Annotated in this window: 18 protein-coding genes; 5 read left to right on the top strand and 13 right to left on the bottom strand. The window is 68.1% G+C overall.

Going from position 1 to position 19119, the window contains the following annotated elements; translation table 11 throughout:
• Positions 1 to 170: 170 nt before the first annotated feature.
• The 6 genes from H7J89_RS24370 to H7J89_RS24345 form a co-directional block, all read right to left on the bottom strand.
• On the bottom strand, positions 171 to 1178 hold the full coding sequence (locus H7J89_RS24370; RefSeq protein ID WP_264047485.1) for a VWA domain-containing protein: 1008 nt from the start codon (positions 1176 to 1178) through the stop codon (positions 171 to 173).
• Complete coding sequence (locus H7J89_RS24365) at positions 1175 to 2086, bottom strand: DUF58 domain-containing protein (protein ID WP_067741820.1); 912 nt, start codon at positions 2084 to 2086, stop codon at positions 1175 to 1177. The genes H7J89_RS24370 and H7J89_RS24365 overlap by 4 nt, the downstream gene beginning before the upstream one ends.
• 38 nt (positions 2087 to 2124) lie before the next feature.
• Entirely contained in the window at positions 2125 to 3258 is a 1134-nt protein-coding gene (moxR1, locus tag H7J89_RS24360; protein WP_264047481.1) for a chaperone MoxR1, read from the bottom strand.
• A gap of 152 nt (positions 3259 to 3410) precedes the next feature.
• Positions 3411 to 4145, bottom strand: coding sequence for an NlpC/P60 family peptidoglycan endopeptidase RipB (gene ripB, locus H7J89_RS24355; protein WP_264047563.1), 735 nt, complete (start codon positions 4143 to 4145; stop codon positions 3411 to 3413).
• Positions 4146 to 4170: 25 nt separating this feature from the next.
• The gene (ripA, locus tag H7J89_RS24350; RefSeq protein WP_264047479.1) at positions 4171 to 5607 is read right to left on the bottom strand and encodes an NlpC/P60 family peptidoglycan endopeptidase RipA; all 1437 of its coding nucleotides are present in this window, start codon (positions 5605 to 5607) and stop codon (positions 4171 to 4173) included.
• A 240-nt stretch (positions 5608 to 5847) separates the two neighbouring features.
• On the bottom strand, positions 5848 to 6390 hold the full coding sequence (locus H7J89_RS24345) for an Rv1476 family membrane protein (protein WP_264047477.1): 543 nt from the start codon (positions 6388 to 6390) through the stop codon (positions 5848 to 5850).
• 189 nt (positions 6391 to 6579) lie between these two features.
• Here H7J89_RS24345 and H7J89_RS24340 point away from each other — a divergent pair, with 189 nt between their 5' ends.
• Together H7J89_RS24340 and H7J89_RS24335 are read left to right on the top strand one after the other, a co-directional pair.
• A complete protein-coding gene (locus tag H7J89_RS24340) occupies positions 6580 to 9399 on the top strand; it encodes an aconitate hydratase (RefSeq protein WP_264047475.1) in 2820 nt (939 codons plus the stop codon).
• A gap of 9 nt (positions 9400 to 9408) precedes the next feature.
• Positions 9409 to 9990 (top strand): TetR/AcrR family transcriptional regulator, encoded by a 582-nt coding sequence (locus H7J89_RS24335; RefSeq protein ID WP_264047473.1) that lies wholly within the window; start codon positions 9409 to 9411, stop codon positions 9988 to 9990.
• Between the two features lie 38 nt (positions 9991 to 10028).
• On the opposite strand, the gene H7J89_RS24330 is transcribed toward H7J89_RS24335, so the two are convergent.
• From H7J89_RS24330 to trxA, 4 genes are all read right to left on the bottom strand, one after another.
• Positions 10029 to 10238: a helix-turn-helix domain-containing protein gene (locus tag H7J89_RS24330; RefSeq protein ID WP_066958229.1), complete on the bottom strand. Its 210-nt coding sequence runs from the start codon at positions 10236 to 10238 to the stop codon at positions 10029 to 10031.
• A 92-nt stretch (positions 10239 to 10330) separates the two neighbouring features.
• Positions 10331 to 11959: an ABC-F family ATP-binding cassette domain-containing protein gene (locus H7J89_RS24325; RefSeq protein ID WP_264047470.1), complete on the bottom strand. Its 1629-nt coding sequence runs from the start codon at positions 11957 to 11959 to the stop codon at positions 10331 to 10333.
• A 21-nt stretch (positions 11960 to 11980) separates the two neighbouring features.
• Entirely contained in the window at positions 11981 to 12790 is an 810-nt protein-coding gene (locus tag H7J89_RS24320) for an enoyl-CoA hydratase (RefSeq protein WP_264047468.1), read from the bottom strand.
• 54 nt (positions 12791 to 12844) lie between these two features.
• Positions 12845 to 13207 carry a thioredoxin gene (gene trxA / locus H7J89_RS24315; RefSeq protein WP_264047466.1) on the bottom strand — a complete coding sequence of 121 codons (363 nt, stop codon included), beginning with the start codon at positions 13205 to 13207 and terminating at the stop codon, positions 12845 to 12847.
• Positions 13208 to 13464: 257 nt separating this feature from the next.
• Between trxA and H7J89_RS24310 the strand changes: the two genes are divergently transcribed.
• The 3 genes from H7J89_RS24310 (at position 13465) to H7J89_RS24300 (ending at position 17012) form a co-directional block, all read left to right on the top strand.
• Positions 13465 to 15291 (top strand): acyl-CoA dehydrogenase, encoded by a 1827-nt coding sequence (locus tag H7J89_RS24310; RefSeq protein ID WP_264047464.1) that lies wholly within the window; start codon positions 13465 to 13467, stop codon positions 15289 to 15291.
• Between the two features lie 85 nt (positions 15292 to 15376).
• Positions 15377 to 16165, top strand: a complete 789-nt coding sequence (locus H7J89_RS24305; protein ID WP_264047462.1) for a DUF5666 domain-containing protein — start codon at positions 15377 to 15379, stop codon at positions 16163 to 16165.
• A 109-nt stretch (positions 16166 to 16274) separates the two neighbouring features.
• Positions 16275 to 17012 carry a DUF5666 domain-containing protein gene (locus tag H7J89_RS24300; protein WP_264047460.1) on the top strand — a complete coding sequence of 246 codons (738 nt, stop codon included), beginning with the start codon at positions 16275 to 16277 and terminating at the stop codon, positions 17010 to 17012.
• Between the two features lie 39 nt (positions 17013 to 17051).
• Here H7J89_RS24300 and H7J89_RS24295 read toward each other — a convergent pair whose 3' ends face one another.
• From H7J89_RS24295 to H7J89_RS24285, 3 genes are read right to left on the bottom strand one after another with little or no spacing between them, the layout of a single operon-like run.
• Positions 17052 to 17399, bottom strand: a complete 348-nt coding sequence (locus tag H7J89_RS24295; RefSeq protein WP_066958214.1) for a metal-sulfur cluster assembly factor — start codon at positions 17397 to 17399, stop codon at positions 17052 to 17054.
• Complete coding sequence (gene sufU, locus H7J89_RS24290) at positions 17374 to 17874, bottom strand: Fe-S cluster assembly sulfur transfer protein SufU (RefSeq protein WP_264047457.1); 501 nt, start codon at positions 17872 to 17874, stop codon at positions 17374 to 17376. Before sufU ends, H7J89_RS24295 begins: the two co-directional genes overlap by 26 nt.
• On the bottom strand, positions 17871 to 19118 hold the full coding sequence (locus H7J89_RS24285; RefSeq protein ID WP_264047455.1) for a cysteine desulfurase: 1248 nt from the start codon (positions 19116 to 19118) through the stop codon (positions 17871 to 17873). Before H7J89_RS24285 ends, sufU begins: the two co-directional genes overlap by 4 nt.
• Between the last annotated feature and the right edge of the window lies 1 nt (position 19119).

Here is a 19119-nt window from a genome sequence, read left to right as displayed (position 1 = left end):
TAGCGCCTGGGCTCGGCGTGGTTGAAATGTCCCCCTGGGATGCAGCCCGAGTCCCCCGCAAGCGGGCGGTACCCCCAGCTCGGGGGCGACGGCCACGCTGGCGTGACGCTCGACGACGACAGCCACGCTGGCGTGACGCTCGCGGGCAAGGGCCGAGGGGCGAAGGGCGGCTATGTCGGCAGGCGGCGGTTGATGAGCAGCGCCGCCAGGGCCGCCAACGCCAACACCAGCGCACCCAGCCGCACCCAGCCCACGCTGGCGTCGCCTTTGATCGTCTCGTAGCCGATCTGCTGCTGCAGCGTCGCATACACGTTTTTCAGCTCGGCCAGGCTCCCGGCGCTGTACCAGCTCCCGCCGGAGAGCTCGGCGACCTTCTTCATCGTGGAATCGTCGACGGGCACCGGCTGGCGCTGGTCGTTGATCTCGACGAAGCCATACGGGGTGCCGAACGAAATCGTCGAGATCGGCACGCCCTGGTCCTTGGCGGTGCGCGCGGCGGTGAACGCGCCCTTCGGGTTGTCCGGGTTGGTCGGCATCGTCTCCTTGCCGTCGGAGAACAACACGATGCGCGCCGGCGGCGGCTTGTCACCGCCGCCGATCACCGCGCCGACCGTCGCGATGGCCTGCAGCGCGGTGAAGATGCCCTCGCCCGTGGCGGTGCGGTCGGCGAACTGCAGCTTGTCCAGCCCGTTCTTGGTCGCCTCGCGGTTGGTCGTCGGCTGCACCAGCACCGTGGCGGTCCCCGCATACTCGATCAGCCCCAGGTTGATGCCGGGCGTCAGCTCGTCGGCGAACTGCTTGGCCGCCTCCTGCGCGGCCGCCATCCGGTTCGGCTGCACGTCGGTGGCCCGCATCGACTGCGACACGTCGATCACCAGCATCACCACCGCGCGGTTGCGTGGAATGCGGATGTCGTGCGTCGGCCCGGCCATCGCGATCGTGAACAGCACCAGCGACGCCACCAGCAGGATCGCCGGCACGTGCCGCCAACGCGAAGGCCGTTTGGGCGCAACGCTTTCCAACAGCTCCATGTTGGCGAATCGCAGCATCCGCCGCTGTCGCGCCAGCTGCATGAGGACGTACATCGCGGCGAGTCCGGCGACGACCAGCAGGAACAGGAAGAACCACGAGTGTTCGAAGCCCGACAAGGACATCGGGCCGAAGAGCGGCAATGTCACTGCCGCCCCGCCAATGCACCGCGCCTGCGGGACTCGACGAAACGGACGATGTCGGCGATCCAATCGCGGTCGGTGCGCAGCGTCAGCACCGGGGCCCCGCAGCTGCGAATGGTGCGCGCCACCTCGGCGCGGTGTGCCGCGGCCGCCTTGGCGAAATCGTCACGCAGCTGCGCATCGATGGTGAATTCGCGGGTCACGCCGGACTCGGCGTCCTGCAGCACGACGTCGCCGATGTCGGGCAGTTCGACGTCGCGGGGGTCGAGCACCTCAATGGCAAGCACCTCGTGCCGAGCCGCGATCGCCCGCAGCGGGCGCATCCAGTTGATCGGCCCCAGGAAGTCGCTGATGATCACCGCCATGCCGCGGCGGCGTTCCGGGCGGCGCAACGCGTCGATGGCCATCGCCAGGTCCCCGCGCACCCCGACCGGCGCCCTGGGGGTGGTGGCGATGGTGCGCAGCAGCGTCTGCTCGTGCTGGCGCCCGGAGCGCGCCGGAACCCGGACCATCGTCTCCCCGTTGGCGATCAGCGCGCCCAGCCGGTTGCCGCCGCCGCTGTTGAGGAACGTGATCGCGGCCGCGGCCGCCACCGCCAGGTCCCGCTTCTCGCACCCGACGGTGCCGAAGTCCAGGCTGGCCGACATGTCGACGACCATCCAGGTCTCCAGCTCGCGGTCGGCGATCATCTGCCGGACGTGGGGATGCATGGTGCGCGCGGTCACGGCCCAGTCCATCCGGCGGACGTCGTCGCCGGGCTGGTATTCGCGTGACTCCCCCGGCTCCGAGCCCGGCCCGGGGATCAGGCCGAGGTGGTCGCCGTGCAGGACGCCGTCGAGCTTGCGCTTGACCGTCAGCTCGAGCTGCCGCAGCGCCGCCGCCAGCTTCGGGTCGACGATCTGCCCGCGCTGCATCGATGGCGGATGCGGCACCGCCGGCTGCTGGGGGTCGGTCACCGACCGCTAGCCGCGCCGGCGGCCTGCATCACCGGGGGCACCGACTGCCCTTGCTGCGGAACGGCGTTCACCTGGGGCAGGGCGACCGTCTGCAGGATCCGGTTGATGACGATCTCCGGCGAGATCTCGTCGGCGAGCGCGTCGTAGGTGAGCACCAAGCGGTGCCGCAGCACGTCGGGAATGACGTCGACGACGTCTTGGGGGATCACGTAGTCGCGGCCACGCACCAGCGCCAGCGACCGGGACGCGGCGATGATGCCCAGCGAGGCACGCGGGGACGCGCCGAACGAGATCCACGTCTTGACGTCGTTCATACCGAGCTGCTCGGGATGGCGGGTGGCGGTCACCACGCGCACCACGTAGTCGACCAGCGCGTGGTGCACGAAGCCGTTGGCCGCGATGTCCTGCAGCCGCAACAGGTCGCCGGTGTTCAGGATCTGCTTGGGCTCCGGCGGCCGCACGCCCATCCGGTAGATGATCTCCCGCTCCTCTTCCGGGGACGGGTAGCCGACGTTGATCTTGAACAGGAAGCGGTCCCGCTGGGCCTCGGGGAGCGGGTACACGCCCTCGTGCTCGATCGGGTTCTGGGTGGCCATCACCAGGAACGGGTTGGGCAGCGGGAACCTCTTGCCACCGATGGACACCTGGCGTTCCTGCATGACCTCCAGCAGGGCCGACTGCACCTTGGCCGGCGCGCGGTTGATCTCGTCGGCGAGCAGGAAGTTCACCACCACCGGGCCGAGCTCGGTGTCGAACTCTTCCTTGCCCTGGCGGTAGATGCGGGTACCGATGATGTCGGTGGGCACCAGGTCGGGCGTGAACTGGATGCGGGCGAACGTGCCGCCCACGACCTTGGCGAAGGTCTCGACGGCCAGCGTCTTGGCCACGCCGGGGACACCCTCGAGCAACACGTGCCCCTTGGAGAGCAGACCGACCAGCATGCGCTCGACGAGCTGGTCCTGCCCGACGATGATCCGCTTGACCTCGAAGATGGCCCGCTCCAGGGTGTGGACCTCGGCGGCCAGGCCGTTGCCGCCGCCGGACGGCGCGTCAGGGGCCGGCGAGCCGGAAGGACCACCCGGGCCCGAGTAACCGCTGGCGCCCGGAGGCGGCCCACCTGCTGCTGTCATCAATAACCCTCCACAGCTCAATCGGACACGACTGCTTGCACCACGACTGTCGTGGGGCCGCGACGTGCCCGCGTCCAACTATTCCAGGCCCGCCGGATTCCGTCGACGCTGGTGGTTCGCCCCCGGGATCCCGCCGGGCGAACACACCTGGATCAGTACTCGATGATCCTAGTCAGGAAGGGCGTCATGCCGGGCTTTCGAACCGGGCTGACGGTCACCTTGCCGGCGAGACTGGACGCCTCCAGCATCTGGCCGTTGCCCAGATACATGGTGACGTGCTGGCCGCCGTTCGGCCCGTAGAAGATGAGGTCACCGCGCCTGGCCTGGTCCTGCGGGATGTGCCGCCCCGCGTTGTACTGGTCGCCGGAGAACCGCGGGATCAGCACGCCGACCCCGGCGAAGCCATAGCGCATCAGCCCCGAGCAGTCGAAGCCGTTGATGTCGGCGCCGTCGCCGACGCCCTTGCTGGGACCGTCCAGCGAGCCACCACCCCACGAGTACGGGACGCCCATCTGCGACCCCATCCGCTTGATCACGTACTCGATGGCCTGCCGCCCGTAGACACGCGGGATCTTGCCGCCGGGATTGGTGGGGCTGGCCGCGGTGGGAGCCGGGTCGCCCAGGATGTTGATTCCGAGGCCGCCGAGGAATTGCCTGCCCAGGTCCATCGTCGTCTGGGTGGCCTGTGCGGTGGCCTGCAGCGAGGCGTTGGCGACCGAGAGCGGGTCCCCGGGGGCGCCGGCGCTGATCGTCGCCGGCAGGGTGGGATCCCACCCGCCGGGGTCGGCCGAGGCGATGGGCGTCGGGGCGGCGACAGACAACATCAGCCCGGTCACCACGGTGGTGATCCAGGCGAAGTTGATCAGACGAATCCGCTTGCGGCGCATGGCTCCCCGTTCAGTTCTCATTCGTTCACCACTCGATGTAGCGGACCACGTAGGGCGTCATACCGCTGGTGCGCACGGGCGCGACGCGGACTTTCAGACCGATGTCCGGGGCCTCGAGCATCTGGCCGCCACCGAGGTAGATCGTCACGTGCTGGCTGCCGCCGGGGCCGTAGAAGATGACGTCGCCGCGGCGCATCTGCGAGGACGGAATCTTGCGGCCCAGGTTGTACTGCGAGCCCGAGTAGTGCGGCAGCTTGATGCCCACCCCGGCGAACGAGTAGAGGACCAATCCCGAACAGTCGAAGCCGGTGATGCCGGCCCCGGAGTCGATGCCCTTGCTCGGCCCGGCCGCGTTGCCGCCGCCCCAGGAGTAGGGCACGCCGATCTGCGACATCCCGCGCCGGATCACGTATTCGCTGGCCTGCCGCCCGTAGACCCGGGGAATGCGCCCCCCGGTCCCGCCCGGAGCGGCGTTGGTGATGCCGGTGTCGTCGGGCTTGAGGATGCCCATCTGCTGCAGGAAGTTGCGGCCCAGTCCGGCGGTGACCTGCGTCGAGGTGGCCGAGATGCCCAGCACCTGGTTGATCACCGCGATCGGGTCGCCGGGCACGTTGGCGCTGGGGATCATCGGCAGGGTGGGGTCCCACACACCGTCCCAGCGGCGGGCCCCGGCCTGCGGCGCCGGCGCGCCCGGCGAGCCGGTCTCCCATCGGTCGCCCGAAGCCGGAGCCGCGGGACCGCCCGGGCCGGCAGCCCATTGCCGTTTGGCCGCTTCGAGTTTGGCCTGGGCCTCGTCGCGTTCGGCGGCCAGGCGAGTGACCTGGTCGCGCTGTTCGTCGAATTTGCGCTTGGAGTCGGTCAGCGCCGCCACCGCGGCGTCCTGGCTGCCCTTGGCGTCGGCCGCGGCCTTTTCGGCCTTCTGCTTGGCCAGCCGTGCTGCCGATTCCTTGTTCACCTGTTCGGTCCGCGCCCGCTGCAGCTTGGCCATCACCGTCTGGGAACTCGCTGACAACGTCTTGGCGGCCGCCTCGGTGGCGATGATGTCGTCGGGGCTGCTGGCGGTCAGGTAACCGCTCGACGGGCCGTTCATATAGGTGGCGGCCGCGAACGTGTCGAACCGCTGCTGCGCCGCGGCGATCGCGGCGTTGGCGTCTTTGACCGACTGCTGGCTGGTCTCCAGATCGTGTTGGGCGGCGGCGGCGTTGTCACGGGAGGTCTCGACGTCGACGAGTGCCTTGTTGACGCTCTCCTGTTCGGTCTGAATTTCGGCGCTCAGGTTTTCCAGGCGCTGGTTGGCCTTGGCGACGTTGGCGATCAACCCGGCCAAGCTGTCGGCGGCGGGATCACCGTGTGCCAGCCCGGGCGTGCACAGCAGCAGGGCCACGCTCACGACCGACGGCACGACCGGCCGGACCAGCCTTGCGACCGGCTGCGCAGTAGAGCCCCGGTGTGTGCGTCTCATTCGACTCAGGTCTCCTACGGCTCAACGCGACGGGCGGCGCCGGCCACAGAGTTCGTCAAGGGCGCCAAAGACAACACCAGCATCATTTGCACCGTACGTCACACCTTTGGGCGTGCAAACGCTCCACAGAAATCGCACTCTCTACGTGCGTTTAATGTGACCGAACGGTTATCTACCGTGTTTGCCGCGACGACGTTTCGCGGGCCGACCGATGGGGCCGACGGGGGCGGATGCGCGTGGCTAGGCCGTGTTGGTGGGCGTCACTTCCTGCGCTCCGGCCGAATCCGCCGGGGTTGCTGAGCGTCGGCTGCGCACCTGCAGGATCCGGGTCCCGACGGCCGCCGCGAGCACGGCGAGCAACAGGAAGATGGTCAGGCCGGTCCAGGGAAATTCCGGGGAACTCAGCTCGTTGACGAAGTCTTGCGCCGAGACCACCGGGTTGCCCGTCTTGGCGATGTCCTCGCCGGCCTCCAGCGTGACCCGCGGGAACTGGGTGCTGTAGCTGCCGACGTAGTTCGGGCTCAGCGTCAGGACGGTGGAGTCGTGGTAGTCGGCGCCGACCACGGTGGAGATGTCGCGCAGCGGGGTGTCGTTCGGCGGGTTGTGGTCGAGCAGCACGATCTTGAGGTTGATGCCCTTGGCATGGGCCTCGTCGACGATGTGCAGCAGGCCGGGCATGTCCGACGCCGGCGCGCTGACGCCGGTGGCGGCGACCTGCGCCTTGACCGCGGTCATGTCGACGTCCTGCGGAATGTAGACGGGTAGGACCGGGTGCAAGGTCATGATGTCCCTCCTGCCGTAGCGCTACAGGCACCGTACGCGACTTCATTTCGGGGGGTTTAAACCGCCGACTTACGCGATAAGACTGGACCTACGCGCACCCCGCCATAATGCAGGACAAGCGTACTGTTAAAGTAGCACCGCACCGCCGACACGGCCCGTCGGCGGGAGAACTTAATCCCGGGAGTTGAAGTGACTAAAGAAGATTCTGTGAACTCGTTCGGAGCACGCGACACCCTCAAGGTCGGCGACAAGAGTTATCAGATCTATCGCCTCGACGCCGTCCCCAACACCGAGAAACTCCCCTACAGCCTCAAAGTCCTCGCCGAGAATCTGCTGCGCAACGAGGACGGCGCCAACATCACCAAGGATCACATCGGGGCCATCGCGAACTGGGATCCCAAGGCGGAGCCCAGCATTGAGATCCAATACACGCCCGCCCGCGTGGTGATGCAGGACTTCACCGGGGTGCCGTGCATCGTCGACCTGGCCACCATGCGTGAGGCCATCGGCGACCTCGGCGGCAAGGCGGAGAAGGTGAACCCGCTGGCGCCGGCCGACCTGGTGATCGACCACTCGGTGATCGCGGACCTGTTCGGCACCGCCGACGCCTTCGAGCGCAACGTCGAAATCGAGTACCAGCGCAACGGGGAGCGCTATCAGTTCTTGCGTTGGGGCCAAGGCGCTTTCCGCGACTTCAAGGTGGTGCCGCCCGGCACCGGCATCGTCCACCAGGTGAACATCGAGTACCTGGCAAGTGTCGTGATGGAGCGCGACGGGGTGGCGTATCCCGACACCTGCGTGGGCACGGACTCGCACACCACGATGGTCAACGGCCTCGGCGTCCTGGGCTGGGGCGTCGGCGGCATCGAGGCCGAGGCCGCGATGCTCGGCCAGCCGGTTTCGATGCTGATCCCGCGGGTCGTCGGGTTCAAGCTGACCGGTGAGATCCAGGCGGGCGTCACCGCCACCGACGTCGTGCTGACCGTCACCGAGATGCTGCGCAAGCACGGCGTGGTCGGCAAGTTCGTCGAGTTCTACGGCGAGGGTGTGGCCGAGGTGCCGCTGGCCAACCGCGCCACCCTGGGCAACATGAGCCCCGAATTCGGCTCCACCGCAGCGATTTTCCCGATCGACGAAGAGACCATCTCCTACCTGCGGTTCACCGGCCGCAACGAAGAGCAGCTGGCGCTGGTCGAGGCGTACGCGAAAGAGCAGGGCATGTGGCACGACCCCAAGCACGAGCCGGCCTTCTCCGAATACCTCGAACTCAACCTGTCCGACGTGGTGCCGTCGATCGCCGGGCCCAAGCGCCCGCAGGACCGAATCGCGTTGTCGGACGCGAAGTCCACCTTCCGCGCGCAGATCGGCGACTACGTCGGCGACGACCCGGACAAGAAGGAGTACTCGAAGCTCGACGAGTCCGTCGACGAGTCCTTCCCGGCCAGCGACCCGGGGGCGCTGGAGAACGGTCACGCCGACGACGCCCCGAAGTTCGAATCGGCTGCGGCACATGCCAAGGGCCGGGTGAGCAACCCGGTGCGGGTAAAGTCCGACGACCGTGGCGAATTCGAGCTCGACCACGGCGCGGTGGTGATCGCGGCCATCACGTCGTGCACCAACACCTCCAACCCCGAGGTGATGCTGGGCGCGGCGTTGCTGGCGCGCAACGCCGTCGAGAAGGGGCTGGCGTCCAAGCCCTGGGTGAAGACGACGATGGCGCCCGGCTCGCAGGTGGTCCACGACTACTACGACAAGGCCGGCCTGTGGCCGTATTTGGAGAAGCTCGGCTTCTACCTCGTCGGCTACGGCTGCACCACGTGCATCGGTAACTCCGGCCCGCTGCCCGAGGAGATTTCCAAGGCGATCAACGACAACGACCTGTCGGTGTCGGCGGTGCTCTCCGGTAACCGCAACTTCGAGGGCCGGATCAATCCCGACGTGAAGATGAACTACCTGGCGTCCCCGCCGCTGGTGGTCGCCTACGCGTTGGCCGGAACCATGGACTTCGACTTCGACAAGCAGGCGCTGGGCACCGATAAGGACGGCAACGACGTCTTCCTCAAAGACATCTGGCCGTCGCAGAAGGACGTGTCGGACACCATCGCCTCGGCGATCAGCCAGGAGATGTTCACCAAGAACTACGCCGACGTGTTCAAGGGCGACGAGCGCTGGCGCAACCTGCCCACCCCGAGCGGCAATACCTTTGAGTGGAACCAGGATTCGACCTACGTGCGCAAGCCCCCCTACTTCGAGGGGATGGCGGCGGAGCCCGAGCCCGTCGGCGACATCACCGGCGCGCGGGTGCTGGCCCTGCTGGGCGACTCGGTGACCACCGACCACATCTCCCCCGCCGGTGCCATCAAGCCGGGCACCCCGGCCGCGCAGTACCTCGACGAGCACGGCGTCGAACGCAAGGACTACAACTCCTTCGGCTCCCGGCGCGGCAACCACGAGGTGATGATCCGCGGCACCTTCGCCAACATCCGGCTCCGCAACCAGTTGCTCGACGACGTCTCCGGCGGCTACACCCGCGACTTCACCCAGGACGGCGCCCCACAGGCGTTCATCTACGACGCCGCGCAAAACTATGCGGCGCAGGACATTCCGCTGGTGGTGCTGGGCGGTAAGGAATATGGGTCCGGCTCCTCACGCGACTGGGCGGCCAAGGGCACGCTGCTGCTGGGCGTGCGTGCGGTGATCGCCGAGTCGTTCGAGCGCATCCACCGCTCCAACCTGATCGGCATGGGCGTGATCCCGCTGCAGTTCCCGGAGGGCAAGTCCGCCAAGGAATTGGGGCTGGACGGCACCGAGGTGTTCGACATCACCGGCATCGAGGCGCTCAACGACGGCAAGACCCCAAAGACGGTGCGCGTCAAAGCCACCAAGGATGGCGGTGACCCTGTCGAGTTCGACGCGGTGGTCCGCATCGACACCCCCGGGGAAGCCGACTACTACCGCAACGGCGGCATCCTGCAGTACGTGCTGCGCAACATGCTGAAGTCCGGCTAGTCCCCGGTCGTGCCCAAGGTAAGCGAGGGCCATCTGGCGGCGCGCCGCCGCCAGATCCTCGACGGTGCTCGCCGCTGCTTCGCCGAATACGGATACGACAGGGCCACGGTGCGGCGGCTGGAACAGGCGATCGGGATGTCGCGCGGTGCGATCTTCCACCACTTCCGCGACAAGGACGCGCTGTTCTTCGCGCTGGCCCACGAGGATGCCGAGCGGATGGCCGACGTGGCGTCGCGCGCGGGCCTCATCCAGGTGATGCGCGACATGCTCGCCGCCCCGGAGCAGTTCGACTGGCTGGCGACCAGGTTGGAGATCGCACGCAAGCTGCGCAACGACCCGGAGTTCAGCCGCGGTTGGGCGGAGCGGTCCGCGGAATTGGCGGCGGCGACCACCGATCGGTTGCGCCGGCAGAAGGAGGCGCACCGGGTCCGCGAGGACGTTCCCGGCGACGTTTTGCAGTGCTACCTGGAGTTGGTGCTCGACGGCCTGGTGGCCCGGCTGGCGTCAGGCGAAGATCCTCGCCGGTTGTCCGCCGTGCTCGATCTGGTGGAGAATTCGGTGCGCCGCAACGACTCTGGGCCGCAGGCATAGCGTCACTGCGAACAAGGGGACGTGATTTCGCAGTGACGCTATACCCGCGCGGATCGCGAGGTGTGGTTGGGCCCGCCGCGGCCGCGCATCGTGGCGCCGGCCTGCAGCAGCATGCTGTGCACCGATCCGTACGACCTGCCGGTGGACGCGGCCAGCGTGCGGATGCTGGCCCCGCCCTCGTAGGCGTTGCGCAGCTCGAACAGCAACTGTTCCCGGGTCTGCTTCGACCTTTGCGGTGTCCTTTTCATGGATGCCCTCCGCGCCCGAACACGATCGACAAGCACCCAGAGTAAGAACCCGCCGTCGGCCGCGGGCGGAATTGGCGAAAAGCACCCAGAAGTCAGGCGAGCTCGATCAGGTCGCGGTATTCGTCGGACCAGAAATCCTCGGTGCCGTCGGGCAGCAGCACAACGCGCTGCGGGTCGAGGGCTTCGGCTGCACCCGGGTCGTGCGTCACCAGCACCACCGCACCCTGGTAGCTGCGCAGCGCGTCCAGCACCTGTTCGCGCGAGGCGGGATCGAGGTTGTTCGTCGGCTCGTCGAGCAGCAGGACGTTGGCCGTCGACGCCACCAGGCCCGCGAGCGCGAGCCGGGTTTTCTCACCGCCCGACAGGGTGCCCGCCGGCTGGTCGAGTTGGGGCCCGCTGAACATGAAAGCGCCGAGCAGGCCGCGCAGATCCTGCTCACCCGAATCCGGTGCGGCGTGCCGGATGTTCTCCCAGACGCTCGCGTCGTTGTCGAGCGTGTCGTGCTCCTGCGCGAAATAGCCCATGCGCAAACCGTGTCCGGGCTCCAGCCCGCCGGTGTCGGGCTCCTCGGTGCCGGCCAGCAGACGCAGCAGCGTGGTCTTGCCGGCGCCGTTCAGCCCCAGCACCACCACCCGCGAACCGCGGTCGATCGCCAGATCGACACCGCTGAACACCTCCAGCGATCCGTATGACTTGCTCAGCCCCTTGGCGACCAGCGGCGTGCGCCCGCACGGGGCCGGGGTGGGGAACTTGATCCGGGCCACCTTGTCGGCGGCCCGCTCCTCGTCCAGCGCGGCCATCATCCGGTCGGCGCGGCGCAACATGTTCTGTGCCGCAACGGCTTTGGTGGCCTTGGCGCCCAGCTTGGCGGCCTGCGTGCGCAGCGCGGCGGCCTTGCGTTCGGCGTTGGCGCGTTCACGACGCCGCCGCTGTTCGTCGGTGGCCCGGGCGTCCAGGTACTTCTGCCAGCCCATGTTGTAGACGTCGACCTCGCCGCGCACGGCGTCCAGGAACCACACCCGGTTCACCACATCGGCGAGCAGCTCGACGTTGTGGCTGATGATGACCAGGCCGCCGGTGTGCGACCGCAGGAAATCGCGCAGCCAACCCACCGAATCCGCGTCCAGATGGTTGGTCGGCTCGTCGAGCAGCAGGGTGGTCGACGACCCCGCCCCGGTGTCGGACGCGGCGAACAAGATGCGCGCCAGCTCCACCCGGCGGCGTTGCCCGCCGGAGAGCGTGCGCAGCTTCTGCGTCAGCACCCGGTCCGGCAGGCCGAGGCTGGCGCAGATGCGGCTGGCCTCGCTCTCGGCGCCGTAGCCGCCCAACGCGACGAACCGCTCCTCCAGCTGCCCGTAGCGGCGGATGGCGCGGTCCCGGGCGTCGTCGTCGGCGACCTCGGCCATCAACGCCTGCTGCTTTTCCAGATCGGTGAGCAGAACATCCAGGCCGCGGGCCGACAGCACGCGGTCGCGGGCCAGCACCTCGAGGTCGCCTTCTTTGGGATCCTGTGGCAGATAACCGATTTCACCGGCACGCACGACGGATCCGGCATACGGCTCGGTCTCCCCCGCCAGGATGCGCAGAGTCGTCGTCTTGCCCGCGCCGTTGCGGCCGACCAGCCCGATGCGATCGCCCGGCTGAACGCGCAGATCCGGGCCGTCGGGTGAGAGCAGGATGCGCGCACCAGCGCGGACCTCGAGGTCCGTGGCAGTGATCACATCTTCTCCCTTTTGCTGTGGCTACTTGTCGTCGGTGAATGCCGGCGGGCGTCGCTCCGCGCGCGCGGCAACCGCTTCTTCGAAGTTGGCGGTGAGCAGACGAACGAACAGCTGACCCAAGCCTTCGGCTTGCATGTGCCCTTCCAGGCTACCGGCGTCTAGTCCACTCCACAGTGTGCGCTTGGTCAACTCGATTCCCGGCCGTGAGAACGCCGCTATCCGCGCGGCGATGGCGTAGCAGGTGTCCAGCAGCTGCTCGTCGGGCACCTGGCACGACACCAGCCCGATGCGCTCGGCCTCCTCGGCGGTGACGTCGCGGCCGGTCAGCATGATGTCGAACGCCCGCGACGAGCCGATGGCCCGGGGCAGCAGGTAGCTCAGCCCCAGTTCGCTGGCGGTCAGGCCGTTGTTGATGCCGGCCGCGCGAAAGTACGCGCCCGTCGAGGCGACCCGGATGTCGGCGGCCAGCGCCAAACACAGGCCGCCGCCGATGGCCGGGCCGTTGACCGCGGCGATCACCGGCTGATGCAGGCGGCGCAACCCCAGGATGACCTCGTCGAGGATCTCCATGGAACGCAGCGCGTAGGTCGGGCGGGTCAGCCCCTCGACGTGGGGCACAGAGCCCGCGGACTTGTGGTCGGCGCCCGAGGAGAAACCCCGGCCGGCCCCGGTCAGCACGACGACGCGCACCGAATTGTCATACCTGACCTTTTCCAGGGCCTCCTTCAGCGGCACCATGACGTCGAACGCCATGGAGTTCATCCGCTCGGGCCGATTGAGGGTTATCAGCGCGACGCCGGGCCGCGGGTGCTCTACCAGTACCAGACTCACCCAAGCAACCTAGCGCGTAGCCGGGCGCCGCCCTGCGCGCGCAGCGGCGTCGGGCTATTCGGCCTGACCGGCCTGGGCCGCGTCGACGTCGAACGCCTTGATTTGCTGCACCAGGTCTTCGAGAGCCGCCGGCGGCAGCGCCCCGGCCTGGTTGAACAGCAGTTTGCCCTTTTTGAAGGCCATCAGCGTGGGGATGGAACGGATCTGGGCGGCCGCGGCCAGCTGCTGCTCGGCCTCGGTGTCGACCTTGGCGTGCACGATGTCGGGGTGCTTCTCCGCGGACGCCTGGAAGGTGGGCCCGAACTGGCGGCACGGCCCGCACCAGGACGCCCAGAAATCGACGAGCACGATGTCGTTGCCCTCGATGGTTTCGTTGAACTTCTCAGCGGTGAGATCGAGTGTTGTGACATTTGCCATAACGCCCGACCGCGACGTGATGTTCCCCGGTTGCCGGGCCGCTGATACCCGACCACGCCGGACCCGCCGGGCCATCCGCACCCCGTTCCCGGGTTTGCCTGCCGCGCAAAGGATGCGGGCTCGCGACCGGTTCGCCGCGACGACATCGACGCATAACCGGGCCGCGGCCCGCCGTAGGTTACGGTTGCGTACGTTTTCCCACGTCGGAGACACTGAGCGGACGATCCGCCGCCTCAAGGACCAGTGAGGGAATCGCGTTGGGCCACTACATCGCTAACGTCCGTGATCTCGAGTTCAACCTGTTCGAAGTGCTCGACGTGGGCGCCGTGCTGGGCACCGGACGCTACAGCGACCTCGATGCGGAGACGGTGCGCACGATCCTCGAAGAAGCCGCCCGCCTGGCCGAAGGTCCGGTGGCCGAGTCCTTCGCCTTCGCCGACCGCAATCCGCCGGTCTTCGACCCGGCCACCCACACGATCAGCGTGGCGCCCGAACTGGCGAAGACCGTGCAGGCGATCAAAGAGGCCGGCTGGTGGCGACTGATGCTGGACGAAGAGATCGGCGGCATGGCCGCGCCGCCGCCGCTGGCCTGGGGCGTCAACGAGATGATCATCTGCGCCAACCCGTCGGCGAACTTTTTCAGCCTCGGCCCGTTGATGGCCCAGGCTTTGTACGTCGAGGGCAACGAAGAGCAGCGGCGCTGGGCTGCCGAGGGCGTGGAGCGGGGCTGGGCGGCGACCATGGTCCTCACCGAGCCCGACGCGGGCTCCGACGTCGGGGCCGGCCGCGCCAAGGCCATCGCGCAACCGGACGGCACCTGGCACATCGAGGGCGTCAAGCGGTTCATCTCGGGCGGCGACGTGGGCAACACCGCCGACAACATCTTCCACCTCGTGCTCGCCCGCCCGGAGGGCGCCGGGCCGGGCACCAAGGGACTGAGCCTGTTCTACGTGCCCGAGTACCTCTTTGATCCCGAAACGTTCCAACTCGGGCCCCGCAACGGGGTTTTCGTGACCGGGCTGGAGCACAAGATGGGGATCAAGTCCTCCCCCACCTGTGAATTGACCTTCGGCGCAACGGATCTGCCCGCGGTCGGCTACCTCGTCGGGGACGTGCACAACGGGATCGCGCAGATGTTCACCGTGATCGAGCACGCGCGCATGACGATCGGCGTCAAGGCCGCGGGCACGTTGTCCACGGGTTACCTGAACGCGCTGGCGTTCGCCAAAGAGCGGGTGCAGGGCGGCGACCTGACGCAGATGTCCGACAAGACGGCACCGCGGGTCACGATCATTCATCACCCCGACGTGCGTCGCAGCCTGATGACGCAGAAGGCCTACGCCGAGGGTCTGCGGGCCCTCTATATGTACGCCGCGGCCCATCAGGACGACGCTGTGGCCCAACATGTTTCGGGCGCCGACCACGAGATGGCGCATCGCGTTGACGACCTGCTGCTGCCGATCGTGAAGGGCGTGAGCTCCGAAGGGGCCTACGAGATCCTGACCGAGTCGCTGCAGACGCTGGGTGGTTCGGGCTTCCTGCAGGACTACCCGCTGGAGCAGTACATCCGGGATTCGAAGATCGATTCGCTCTACGAGGGCACCACGGCCATTCAGGCGCTGGACTTCTTCTTCCGCAAGATCGTTCGCGACCGCGGCCAGGCCCTGCAGTTCGTGACCGCTCAGATCACCGCGACGATCGATGCGTGCGACGACGCGCTCAAACCGCAGGCCGAGCAGCTGCAGACCGCGCTCGACGAGGTCATGGCGATGACGGGCGCGTTGACCGGATACCTGATGTCCGCCTCCCAGCACGCAGGCGAGATCTACAAGGTGGGGCTCGGATCGGTGCGCTACCTGCTCGCGGTGGGCGACCTGCTGATCGGCTGGCGATTGCTGGTGCAGGCGGGCGTCGCGCACGCGGCGCTGGCCGACGCGGCCGGCAGCGACGCCGCCTTCTATCGGGGCAAGGTGGCGACCGCGACGTTCTTCGCCAAGAACATGCTTCCGAAGCTCACATCCCTGCGCAAAGTCATCGAGTCCATCGACGGCGAGATCATGCGCGTTCCGGAACAGGCGTTCTAACCGCACCGCGTTACACACAGGTTAGCTACAGCTTCGACGGGTAATACCCATTCCGTTGGGTCCAACCATGATTGGAGAAACGTTGATGTCTGCCAGCTGTCCAACGCCCCGGCGCACCCGGTTCGCGATCCTCGCGGTCACCGGGGTCGCCGCGTTGTCCGTCGCCGCGTGCAGTTCGTCCAACAAAGCAACCCCGACGACGTCGACCTCGACGTCCACCTCGGTGGTGACCTCGACGACCACGTCGCCGGCCCCGGCCAGCGGCGAAGCCCGGGTCAGCGGGCTGATCGCGTCGGTCGCGGGCAACTCCATCCAGGTCACCAAGGAAGACAAGTCGACCGCCGCGGTCAACTTCACCTCGACCACCAAGATCACCGAGACGATCCCCGCCGCGCTGACCGACGTCACCTCCGGCAGCTGTGTGACCGTGCGGCCGACCCAGCCGGCCCAGGGCGGGCAGCCCGTCACCGCGGCGTCGGTGAAGGTCAGCCCCTCCGTGAACGGCGCCTGCCCGGCCAAGCCGGCCGGGCAGGGTTCCGGCCCAGGTTCCACCACCCCGGCCCCCCCGGGCTCGCCGGCGCCGGCCCCGAAGCCGGCCCCGGTCCGCGGGTCGGTGGCGTCGGTGTCGGGTAACACCATCAACGTCACCGGCACCGACCCAAGCGGCAACACCACGCAGACCGCGGTGACGGTCGATGGCAAGACCAAATACAGCAAGCAGGCTTCCGCGACCACCGACGCCATTGCGCAGGGCAAGTGCTTGTGGGCCCGCGGAACCATGGACAACGGCACGCTGCAGGCGACCAGCATCAACGTGCGGCAGGCCAACGACGGCAAGTGCGGCAAACCCAAGCAGCCCGGGCAGGGCGGCTGAGCGCGGCCGAGACCGGCTGAGATTGCCGTCACACCAGGCGGCGCGGTGGTGATAACCGCGCTCGCCTGGGTATTCGCTGGCGACGGTATACCGCGCGATCGGAGAAACGATGCCCGCCACCCCGGTGAAACCCCGGCTCGCCCGGCTCGCGCTCGTCGCCGTCATCGCGGTGATCCTGCTGTGCGTCGCCATGTGCCGTTCGAGCGACACGAAATCCAGCAGCCCCGCCAAGCCTTCGGTGCCGGCGGCCGCGCCGCCCAGCGCGGCGCCGAGCGCGGTCCCGCCCCCGGCACCCCCGCCGGCGCCGAAGGACTACGTGGAGGGACTGATCGAGTCGGTATCGGGCGGCACGATTGCGCTCAGGACACGAACCGGAAGCGCGACGGTGGACTTCGCGCCGTCGACGCGGGTCGTTCAGGTCGCCCCGGCCAAGCTGGCCGACGTCATCCCCGGCAGTTGCGTCAACGTTCGGGCCACCCCGCAGAGCGCGCCGACCGGTGGCGCGATCACCGCGCAGGCGGTGACCATCACCTCCGCCGTCGACGGCAAGTGCCCGCCGCCGGCGGGCTTCTACGGCACGGTCACGTCGGTCGCAGGTGACACGATCGCGGTCAACGGCATCGGCGCGCAGGCCAACCCGACCACCGTGACGGTCGCCAACTCGACCTCATACCAGCTGCAGACGCCGTCGGACGCCCAGGCGATCACGAACGGTAAGTGCATGGGGGCTCAGGGAATTCAGGACGCCGGCGTGCTGCACGCGATGACCATCAGCCTGCAGACGTGCCCGCCGATGGGGCATCCGCACCACCACCTGCACCTGCCACATCTGCCCTTCCACCTTTAGCGGCGATCGCAAGCGCGGCGTGGCGCTCAGGGCTCAGCCTTAGACGGTGAAACCGAGGGCACGCAGCTGTTCGCGCCCGTCTTCGGTGATCTTGTCGGGCCCCCACGGCGGGTTCCACACCCAGTTGATCCGCAGCTCGTCGACCAGCCCGCTGCTGACGAGCGCGCTGCGTGACTGGTCCTCGATGACGTCGGTCAGCGGGCAGGCCGCCGAGGTCAACGTCATGTCGATCAGGGCGACGGTTCCCTCGTCGCCCTCTTCCACGTTGAGGCCGTAGACGAGTCCGAGATCGACGACGTTGATTCCCAATTCGGGGTCGACGACGTCGCGCATCGCCTCCTCGAGGTCGGCCAGGAATTCGTCATCCGGTGCGGCGGTCTCGCTCATTTTCTTCCTCCTCGAAGTCCGCGCCCCTGTCAGTGCAAGCCTGGGCCAATGCGTCCTTGAACGCCATCCATCCCAGCAGTGCGCATTTCACCCGGGCCGGATATTTGGCCACTCCGGCGAATGCGATCCCGTCGCCGAGGATGTCTTCGTCGCCCTCGATGGTGCCGCGCGAGGACACCATTTCGGTGAAAGCGGTGATGGTGTGCAGCGCCTCGGGCACCGTCTGACCGATCACCTGCTGGGTGAGCACCGAGGTGGCCGCCTGGCTGATCGAGCAGCCCTGGCCGTCGTAGGAGACATCCGCGACACGCCGGCCGTCGTCGGACAGCGTCACCCGCAACGTCACCTCGTCACCGCAGACCGGATTGACGTGGTGGACCTGCGCGCCGAACGGCTCCCGCAGCCCGCGGTGCTGCGGATGCTTGTAGTGATCGAGGATCACGTCCTGATACATCTGTTCCAGGCGCACTGTCATTGTCTCCCAAAGAATTCGAGCGCGCGCCGCACTCCGGCCACCAGCCGCTCGACCTCGTCGGGGGTGTTGTAAACGGCGAACGACGCCCGGGCGGTGGCCGCTACGCCGAACCGGCGGTGCAGCGGCATCGCGCAATGGTGCCCCACGCGCACCGCGACGCCCTCGTCGTCGAGCACCTGCCCGACGTCGTGCGCGTGCACGCCGTCGACGACGAATGAGATAGGCGAGCCACGGTTTTCCATGGCGGCCGGCCCGACGATCCGCACACCGTCGATGCCCGAGAGGCCCTCGAGGGCCGCGGCGACCAGCTCGCGCTCGTGCGCCTCGACGGCGTCCATGCCGATGGCGCCCAGATACCTTGCGGCCGCGCCCAACCCGACGACCTGGGAGGTCATCGGCGTGCCGGCCTCGAACCGTTGCGGCGCGGGCGCGTAGGTCGACGCCTCCATCGTCACCGTCTCGATCATCGACCCACCGGTGAGAAACGGCGGCAGCTGCGACAACACCTCACGACGGGCGTAGAACACGCCGACCCCGTTGGGGGCCAACATCTTATGACCCGAGAAGGCGGCGAAGTCGACCCCGAGCGCGTGCAGGTCAACCGGCTCGTGGGGCACCGACTGGCAGGCGTCCAGCACCGTAACCGCGCCCACGGCGTGAGCGCGACCGACCAGTTCGGCCACCGGCGCCACCGCGCCTGTCACGTTCGAATGATGGCTGAAGGCAATGACTTTCACGCGCTCGTCAAGCTCCAGCGAGTCCAGGTCGATGCGCCCGTCGTCGGTGACCCCGTACCAGCGCAGCGTGGCGCCGCTGCGGCAGGCGAGCTCCTGCCACGGGACGATGTTGGCGTGGTGCTCCAGCTCGGTGGTGACGATGACGTCGCCCTCGCCCACGGCCCGGTCAAACCGCTTGTCGCCCAGCACATATGACGCCAGGTTCAGCGCCTCGGTGGCGTTGCGGGTGAACACCAGCTCGTCGGCATCGGCGCCGACGAACGCGGCGATGTCCGCACGACCCTGCTCGTAGGCGTCGGTCGCCTCCTCCATCAGCTGGTGCGCACCACGATGCACCGCGCCGTTAGAGGTGATCAGAAACTCGCGCTCGGCGTCGAGCACCTGCAGCGGGCGCTGGGACGTCGCGCCGGAATCCAGGTACGCCAACTGCTTTCCGCCGCGCATCACGCGCTTCAAGATGGGGAAGTCGGCGCGAATCGCGTCGACGTCCAGTGCTGTCCCCGTCACG

Origin of the sequence: Mycobacterium paraffinicum (genome assembly GCF_025822865.1) — a bacterium.
Classification (GTDB): Bacteria; Actinomycetota; Actinomycetes; order Mycobacteriales; family Mycobacteriaceae; genus Mycobacterium; species Mycobacterium paraffinicum.
This window is presented reverse-complemented; position numbering and strand designations above follow the sequence as displayed.

Coding starts and splice junctions, on each gene's coding strand:
- H7J89_RS24295 (WP_066958214.1), bottom strand. CDS start 17,399: ATGAGCGAGACCGCCGCACCGGATGACGAATTCCTGGCCGACCTCGAG.
- trxA (WP_264047466.1), bottom strand. CDS start 13,207: ATGGCAAATGTCACAACACTCGATCTCACCGCTGAGAAGTTCAACGAA.
- ripB (WP_264047563.1), bottom strand. CDS start 4,145: ATGCGCCGCAAGCGGATTCGTCTGATCAACTTCGCCTGGATCACCACC.
- H7J89_RS24305 (WP_264047462.1), top strand. CDS start 15,377: ATGTCTGCCAGCTGTCCAACGCCCCGGCGCACCCGGTTCGCGATCCTC.
- ripA (WP_264047479.1), bottom strand. CDS start 5,607: ATGAGACGCACACACCGGGGCTCTACTGCGCAGCCGGTCGCAAGGCTG.
- H7J89_RS24345 (WP_264047477.1), bottom strand. CDS start 6,390: ATGACCTTGCACCCGGTCCTACCCGTCTACATTCCGCAGGACGTCGAC.
- moxR1 (WP_264047481.1), bottom strand. CDS start 3,258: ATGACAGCAGCAGGTGGGCCGCCTCCGGGCGCCAGCGGTTACTCGGGC.
- H7J89_RS24300 (WP_264047460.1), top strand. CDS start 16,275: ATGCCCGCCACCCCGGTGAAACCCCGGCTCGCCCGGCTCGCGCTCGTC.
- sufU (WP_264047457.1), bottom strand. CDS start 17,874: ATGACAGTGCGCCTGGAACAGATGTATCAGGACGTGATCCTCGATCAC.
- H7J89_RS24330 (WP_066958229.1), bottom strand. CDS start 10,238: ATGAAAAGGACACCGCAAAGGTCGAAGCAGACCCGGGAACAGTTGCTG.
- H7J89_RS24365 (WP_067741820.1), bottom strand. CDS start 2,086: ATGCAGCGCGGGCAGATCGTCGACCCGAAGCTGGCGGCGGCGCTGCGG.